This window comes from Acinetobacter endophylla (assembly GCF_053543775.1).
On sequence record NZ_JBLVOM010000119.1, the window covers coordinates 1 to 8,380 of the forward strand.

General features: G+C 41.6%; 4 protein-coding genes and 3 pseudogenes. 2 read left to right on the forward strand and 5 right to left on the reverse strand.

Features of this window, described 5'->3' with window-relative positions; translation table 11 throughout:
• Positions 1-15: 15 nt before the first annotated feature.
• A pseudogene (locus tag ACNPNW_RS05545) lies at positions 16-763 on the reverse strand (IS5 family transposase).
• 52 nt (positions 764-815) lie between these two features.
• On the opposite strand from ACNPNW_RS05545, the pseudogene ACNPNW_RS05550 reads away from it, so the two are divergent.
• Positions 816-2,003 (forward strand): annotated as a pseudogene (locus ACNPNW_RS05550) (glycine betaine transporter); the annotation flags it as partial.
• Between the two features lie 68 nt (positions 2,004-2,071).
• On the opposite strand, the gene omp33-36 reads toward ACNPNW_RS05550, so the two are convergent.
• Positions 2,072-2,950, reverse strand: coding sequence for a porin Omp33-36 (gene omp33-36 / locus ACNPNW_RS05555; RefSeq protein WP_448766684.1), 879 nt, complete (start codon positions 2,948-2,950; stop codon positions 2,072-2,074).
• A 1,131-nt stretch (positions 2,951-4,081) separates the two neighbouring features.
• On the opposite strand from omp33-36, the gene ACNPNW_RS05560 reads away from it, so the two are divergent.
• A complete protein-coding gene (locus ACNPNW_RS05560) occupies positions 4,082-5,788 on the forward strand; it encodes a GGDEF domain-containing protein (protein WP_448766685.1) in 1,707 nt (568 codons plus the stop codon).
• Positions 5,789-5,910: 122 nt separating this feature from the next.
• Here the strand turns inward: ACNPNW_RS05560 and ACNPNW_RS05565 are convergent.
• From ACNPNW_RS05565 to istA, 3 genes and pseudogenes are all read right to left on the reverse strand, one after another.
• Positions 5,911-6,426, reverse strand: a pseudogene (locus ACNPNW_RS05565) (AbiJ-NTD4 domain-containing protein); the annotation flags it as partial.
• Positions 6,427-6,499: 73 nt separating this feature from the next.
• Positions 6,500-7,273, reverse strand: a complete 774-nt coding sequence (gene istB, locus ACNPNW_RS05570) for an IS21-like element ISAba8 family helper ATPase IstB (protein ID WP_001053379.1) — start codon at positions 7,271-7,273, stop codon at positions 6,500-6,502.
• The gene (gene istA, locus ACNPNW_RS05575) at positions 7,273-8,292 is read right to left on the reverse strand and encodes an IS21-like element ISAba8 family transposase (protein WP_448766467.1); all 1,020 of its coding nucleotides are present in this window, start codon (positions 8,290-8,292) and stop codon (positions 7,273-7,275) included. Before istA ends, istB begins: the two co-directional genes overlap by 1 nt.
• Positions 8,293-8,380: the final 88 nt, after the last annotated feature.

The window sequence follows — 8,380 nt, forward strand, 5'->3', positions numbered from 1 at the left end:
AACTAGGGCGTGTCATCAATTAATGGAGATGATTGTTGATGCTAAGTAGATCGCTGATAAGAAGTTTTGAGCCAATTTATCATAGCGTGTGGCAATAGCACGATACTGCTTGAGCTTGGCAAAAAAGTTCTCGATCAGATGTCTTGCCTTGTAGAGATGTCGGTCATAATCACGCTGATCAATAGAATTACTTTTCGCTGGCATCACAATTTGACCCTTCGCCGCTAAAATTGGAGCAATGACCCGATCCCTGGAGTTGTAGGCTTTATCCATAAGCCAGGTCTGGCTCAACGATAAGTCCAGCAACACATCTGAACCGTTTAAGTCATGGGCCTGCCCATCAGTGAGATAAAATCCTGTTGGGTTGCCTAAAGCATCAGTACGGGCATGAATTTTGGTGCTTAAGCCACCTTTACTGCGTCCAATCGCCTGATTTTTTTTTCCCAGCGCTGTGTTGATGAGCACGTACAATGGTGGAGTCTAACATGGCGTATTCATTATCACTGTCATGTGACAGCACTTCAAAGACCCTCTGCCACACACCTGTTTTAGCCCAACGGCTAAAACGAGTATGCACGACTCTAAAATCACCAAAGCGTTCTGGTAAGTCTCGCCACGGGATACCTGAACGATACCGATACAATACTGCTTCAACAAATAGTCGGTTGTCTTTGGCCGTTACTCCAACAGTACCCATTCGTCCAGGTAACAGATCTTTAATCTGTTCCCATTGATCATCTCTTAAGGCATAGCGTTTAGTCATAAAAGTATAATGGGGACAAGGTGGTTTTCCTCAAGGTAATTGATGACACGCCCTAAATTTGGTACTTGCACTGCTGTTGCTGATTTTTGTCTTTGTGGCAGGTCCGAGTATTTATCTGTTACAGACGACTATTCAGAATGCCGGCCAGTATGTTTCAAATCTGTTCAGTATGACCTTTAATCTGTATGCCTATCAGCCAAGTGGCTGGATTGGGGGCTGGACCATCATGTACTGGGCCTGGTGGATTTCCTGGTCGCCATTTGTCGGGATGTTTATTGCCCGGGTCTCGGAAGGCCGCAGTATTCGTGAATTTATCGTGGGTGTATTGCTGATTCCGACTGGATTTACCCTGATCTGGATGGGCTTTATGGGCAATGCCGCACTGTACAGCATTATGCATGAAGCCAATACTGGCTTATTAGAGGCAGTTCAGCGTGATTCATCAGTGGCCCTATTTGAGTTTCTGAACAATCTGCCTTTCAGCTCAGTGACCAGCATCATTGCAACTTTACTGGTCATGCTGTTCTTTGTGACTTCTGCCGATTCAGGGGCATTGGTGACTGATTATCTGACAGCGAAAAGTGATAATTCACCGACTTGGCAGCGTCTGTTCTGGACCGTACTCATGGCTTTATTAGCCATCATCCTTTTGCTGGCCGGTGGCTTAGAGGCCTTGCAATCGGCCACGATTATGAGCGCTTTGCCATTTACATTTATTATGCTGCTGATGTGTTGGGGATTAATCAAAGCCCTACATCTGGATGTCACCAAAATGCATGCACTGCAAGCCGCACGGATTACCCCGCGTGCGATCCAGAATCCACGCAGCTGGCAACAGCGCTTAGGCCTGATCATGCATTATCCGCATACTCAGGAAGAGGTGCAGCAGTATATTCACAATACGGTGAATAAGGCATTTCTCAGCTTTCAAAGTGAATTGAAACGGCGCCGATTACATGTAGCGATTAGCCCGCTAGAAGACGGTATACAGCTCCGTGTTGATCATCAGGATGAAATTAATTTTATCTATCAGGTCAATGCCACTCAGACTTTAAGTCCAAGCTTTATGGCTGAACTGGAGAATGCGGGCGTAGATTCCTATCAGGCAGAAGTCTTTTTAAGAGAAGGTGGGCAGGGTTATGATGTGATGGAGTGGACGCAAGAAGATCTATTGCAGGATATCATTGATCAATATGAACGTCATTTGCACTTCTTAAGTCTGGTACGTACGCCTGAGTAAACAGAGTCATAAAACAATAAAAAAGGACGCAATATGCGTCCTTTTTTGATTCAGAATCTAATCAGAAATTAGAAACGGAATTTGGCATTTACACCAATCGTTTGTGTATCCAGTGCTTGGCCTTCAGCATTTGCATTTACATAAGATGCGCCAACTGCAACAGCAGGAGTGATGAAGTAGTTTACGTTCGCGCCCCAAGCTTTGTCTGGAGAACCAGCAAAGCTAGATTCCATATAAGATACACCAACGCTTAACTGTGGGTTAAGGAAAAGAGTTGTACCTAAGTTGTAGGCAGTATCTTCGCCATAAACTAGCCCACTTTCAAAACCAATTGACATGTTAGTGCCGTCAATCGCGCCTACATATTTAGTGCGGGCAGTGATTGCATCTTTCTTATCAGCAATGGTTTCTGATTCAAGAGCAGCTTTAGCAACACCGTTGTTGAACATGTTGAAAGCGTCATAGGAAGTTTGGTCTGCAACGCTTGTGTAACCTACAGCTACCAGGAAGTTAGGAGCAACTAGAGCACCCAGTTCTAATGCATAACGGTCGCCATTATCATCTGTTGGGTTACCAGCTTTGTTATCAGTGATGGTATGGCTATAAGAAGCGCTTGCATAAGCAGGAACAACTTTAGTTGGGATGTAAGCTTCACCTTTTACACCGAAAGTATGGTGCACAGTGCGGTCACCAAATTCTTGTCCGTCTTCGCCGTATGTATAAGAAGCAGAAACATTAGATGCTTGGTTTAAAAAAGCAGCTTCAGCTAAAGGACCTTTAGAAGCATCAACATTGTTGAAGTAGTAAGTACCTTGAACTGCACCAGTGAAGTCTTGTTCATTTGCAGTGTTGTCGATGAACTCTGATTGACCTTGAACTTCAAATTGATATGCTTGAGCACCGGTCATGGCTAATAATAAAGCAGTGGCTAAACCGAGTTTTTTCATGATATTTACCGTTTTGTTACAAGATGTGTACAACTTTTGAACATATTGTATTGTAACAATTTATTAAGTCAATCCAATTCGAAATCGCTATTTTTTTAAGCTAAATCATTGTATTAATTTTGTGTAAAATTCAAGTATTAGGCTCCGAAGCTATTTTATATAAAAACTCTTGTATAACAAAAATCTAGACTTTAAATATAGAATCGGGACTAAAGATTAAGGAGAAATTATGTTGTTATTTTAATCAATTAATACGATTAATTGTAATATATTTATCTATTAAAACAATTAATAATAGGTGAGCTAATTCATAAATGTGTCAAGAAGTGCAAGGTGTCTGGCGCCTCATGTCTTGATTGGATTGCTTGATTTTAAAGCATCATCAGCTTGGGTCTTAGAGTAGATGTCTGTTTTTTGAGCTAAATGGGCATGTTTTATAATCTTGACTGAAGCAATCGGCTTTACATTTTCAGGGGAATTTTACATAATATGAAAATCAAGTTAGAGTTCACATTTTCATAGTGATTTAGCCTGATTCTCCACAATTTTTTGTTTTATCGCCCAGCTTTCCCCAAGGTTGGGCTTTTTTTTGTCCCGCATTTTTTAATTCAGATCATTCTGTTTCTGAAAAAACCTTCAACTCAAAACAAGATGAGAAAAATAAATATTAGAATAATTTTAAGCACCAAAATAGTGCATATTGAAAAGTAAAAATAGAGGTCTAAAATTCAATAGCTAAAAAAAAGCCCGATTTTCATAGAAAATCGGGCTTTTTTCGCCAAAATTTGCGGGTAAACTAAAATATCTGCTGAGGAATAATTTAACTCGCCCTAATGCGGTGCATTATGCACCTATTTGTTGCAGGTGTAAATAGTGCAGAAAGCAAGTTTTTATATTTTTTAGCTGCTTAAATTCCCTTGCTTTTGTAAGACTTTATAGGGAATTGTGGTTATGAAACCCTGCATTAAAGTTTCAAATGAACTAACTTAAGTATCTGAAAATAATAGATGATAAAAATTCATTAAAAACATAAGTGAAGTAAGACTAAAGGCTTTAAGACCATCCTGTTTTATTTGTATAATAATCAATCTATTTAGCTTTGCTTGTCATATTGGGGCGTAATACAACAGCATGAATACCTTACGCTCTGAGTGGATCAGTAAACGTTTGTACTGGTCGATGTCGATTATTATTTTATGTTTGCTTTGCATCTGTATTCCCTTAATTGTGAGTAGTAGTCAAAGTTATTTAAAATCCAGACAAACCTATCAACAATTGAATGCCTTGCAGCAGGTCGCTGATCTGGCAAATAAAATTTCGCGTGAGCGTGCGCCTGCCAATAAAGCCATGTCCAGTTCGGTGCAGGAATTTTCCCAGCATCAACAAGAGTTAGTCAGCTATCGACAGCAGGTTGATCGGCAGTTAGCTCACACGGCTGATGTCTTGACGGAGGTCGGTTTTAACAACCTGAATCAGCAACTTTCACAGCTTGAAAATAGTTTGAAAAAAGGGCGTGCACAGGTTGATGCCTATACCCGGATGCCACGTCAGCAACGTAGTGCGCAAGAACTTGATCAGGCGATTTTGGCCATGTTTGCTGCCTGGGAAAGTTGCCGCGAACTTTTACGTGACGTGGCAGTAGCTTCAGATAGCTCATCGACCCCTCTGAATAACTATATTAGCCAGATTCTATTTTTATCTGATTTACGTGATCAGGCCGGTCGTGTGGCCTCGTCTATCATGGCGCATGTGACTTTTGAAGCTCCGCTTCCCACTGAAAATATTACCCGCTCTTTACAGACCCAACATCAGGTGCGTTATTTGTGGGCCTTGATTGATACCATTCAACCTGTTAAAGATAAGACTGAGGAATTCATCCGTTTACATCGGCGGGTAGAAACCGAGTTTATTCAGCAAGGCTTACCGATTGTGAGTGAGCTGATCAGTGACAGTCTGGAGCAACGTGACTACCGTTTGAGCGGAACAGAGCTGACTGAAGCGATCGTAGATAAATTTGCGACTGTGGTAGACCTGCAAACTTACCTGCTGCAATATAGCAGAGATGCCGCTATTCAAGAGATGAACAGCAATATGCAGCGTTTGATCTGGAGCGTGTTGGTATCGCTGATTTCATTGCTGACCGCGATTTCAACCATGATTTTTGCACGTAAACAGGTTTTTCTGCCGCTAATTCAGGCACGCCGCATGTTGTTGAGTTTGTCTAAAAACTCGGGTCGTCAGAAAATTGATATGCGGCTGCGTGAAGTGAATCATTCTGATTCTTTATTCGCTGCCATTCAGAAATTGCAACAGATGTTGCAAGAACGTGATGCGCTAGAGTTCCGTTTAAAGAATATTGCCCATTCCGATTCTTTGACCGGATTATCCAACCGTTTCGCGCTAGAAGAATATATTCGTTTTATGGAAAATCAGCCGGGTCAATTGAGCCAAACCTGTTTGATGATTATTGATATTGATCATTTTAAACAGGTGAATGATCAATATGGGCATATTATTGGCGATCAGGTGATTCAGCTGGTGGCCGAGCGTTTAAAGGCCAATGTCCGTGCTACAGATTTGCTGGTACGTTATGGGGGCGATGAATTTCTGGTGCTGATTGAAAATATCCAGATGCAGCAGGCATTGATTGTGGCCGATAACATTCGGGCTGAAGTGGCTGAGCGTCATATTGTGACTGCAGCAGGAGACGAGATTCAGATTTCGGTCAGTATTGGGGTTGCCATTGGTGCCGTGTCCTGGATGGCTTTATTGTCAAATGCAGATGATGCTTTGTTTGCAGCAAAGGCCAAAGGACGTAATGCGGTGGCAGAGGTTTAGTTCAAAAGACTGTTTTCTCTACTTTTGAACTTCACAAAAGTAGCAAAATGCATTTGTTCGACTGATGCTAAGTCCCTTTAGCACAGTCGAACGGGCGACATCCATGTCGCCAGTCATGTGATCTAATTTGGATGATCTCTGGTTTTGTCGATCAGATAGTTAATAAAATTTGTGCAGGCAACAAGCATAAATTTTGCATCGATATAAGAAAGATTTGATTCGTCTAACATTGCATGGCGAATACCATCTGCATCGGATGTATAACCATATAAAGATTTAATACTGGCTTTTAATGCAGGATTTATTGGATATTGTTTTTCAATTTGACCAATTGCATCACCTAAAGTTACTTTGTCCTTCTTTAATATTTTTTGACACATACCTTCTAATGCCGAAACAGATTCTTTAATCGAATTTCGATAGTCAGGCTTTTGACGATCTGACATCAGTTTTAAAGCTTGATTTAAATGTTGTTGAACACCTAAATATTGATTTGTATTTTCTAAAGCAGTTTCGATGGATTGAATTTCTTGTTCGGAAGTTATTGGAATGATTTCGTCATTTATAATTCGGTAAGCACTATTTTCACGCTCTAGCATATTGTTGATATTAGTTATAAATGAATCTTTATTACTTATGTCAACGGCATTCTAAAATTGACCCCTTTTACCTTACAAATGGCAAAGTAAAATTGACCCCTTTGATCTCGTATTAAGTTTCAACCTGCGGCTGAATCCCAATTCTTTTTTTATCCTTCAAACGATAACTCTCACCCGATATCTGTACCACATGACAGTGATGTAATAGCCGATCTAACATCGCAGCGGTCAACGTGACATCATCCGCAAATGACTTAGACCATTGGCTAAAGGGTAAGTTACTCGTCAATATCGTACTGCCTTTTTCATAACGCTTGGCAATCACGTTAAAGAACAGATTCGCTTCTTCACGTCCAAATGGTAAATAACCAATTTCATCGATAATCAGTAACTTTGGTCCCAGTACCGCACGCTGCATATAGGTTTTCAATTTACCTTGCTGATAGGCTGTACTCAGTTGCAGCATTAAATCCGCTGCGGTAATGAACTTGATCTTAATGTTGTTCATGATGGCCTTATAGCCTAATGCCATAGATAAGTGCGTTTTTCCTACTCCGCTAGCCCCCAGAAACACCACATTTTCTGCTCTAGCAATAAAGCTCAGATTGAACAGTTCAATCACCTGTGATTTAGGGGCCCCTAGGGCATAATTAAAATCATAGTCTTCCAGGGTTTTGACTTGAGGCAGGCCTGAGAGTTTCATCAGTACCTGCTGACTGCGCTGTTGCCTGGCAGCATATTCATGCGTCAAGATCGCTTCAACAAAGTCGGCATAACTTCCATCCTGACCTAATGTTTGTTGTGCATGATGTGACCATTGTGATGCGATGGCAGGCAGATTGAGCTTTTGGCAAAGCTGCTCTATACGGTCGTATTGCAGATTCATCAGGAAACTCCCAGCAACTGGTCATATACCGATAAGGGATGCTGCAAACTCTCGTAGGGCATGACATGCTGTGCTGCTGCAACAGGTACAGTGCTGGAACCTGTATCTGATTGCGGTAATGGCGTAAATTTTTGCTGCTCTTGTTGCAGTCGAACAGCCGGTTTTTCTTGCGTGGTGGCATGAAACCGCTGATTGGCGGTTTCATGCAGCCACCGGCCAATGTGGGCATTGGCGACATCAACATCTAACAGTAAACCCGAAGTCTTCAGGCTTGCTTTCAATGGCACAATAAAGCTTGATTTGAGGTATCCATTAAAGCGTTCAACTTTGCCTTTGGTCTGTGCACGGTAGGGCTTACATACGCGAGGACGAAAGCTGTATTTCTTGGCGCAGTCGAGCAGTTTGGGGTTCCATTTATGCTGCCCCTCCTGATAGGCATCCCGTTCAATCATGATCGTTTTAGCGTTATCAAACAGGATTTCTTGAGGTACTCCTGCAAAAAACTGAAATGCATTTTCTAGACCATCGATCCATGCATCGGTACGTTCATGATCATAAAATTTCACGAAAGTCGCTCTGGAATACCCTAATGTTGCGACAAACGCTTTCAAAGTCGTGTTGTTGCGTCGAATCGTGGTGAAATCCACCTGCATTTGTTGGCCAGGTTGGGTTTCAAAACGAATGATCGGTTCCGGTTTAGCAACTGGTTTTAATGTTGCAAGATATTCCCTCAAGATCCTGATCTTTCCTGGATATCCCAACCCTAAAATTTCCTGGTAGAGCACAACAGCAGGAATCCATTCAGGATGAGCTGCGTTTACACGTTGGAGTAAATAGGGTTTATATGGGTCAAGGATACTTATTCTAGGCTGTATACGCTGATACTGAGGTGTGGTGTTTTGCCGTAAATATTTACGTACGGTATTTCTGGACACCCCCAGTTCACGAGTAATAGCTTTAATAGATTTACCTTGCTGATGAAGTATTTGGATTGTCACTGCTTGCTCCAAAGTTAACATGTTGAGCAGTCCAAAATGACCGCTATATTAACCAAGGGGGTCAGTTTTTAAATGCCATTAGGGGGTCATTTTTACACTGCCGCTAACA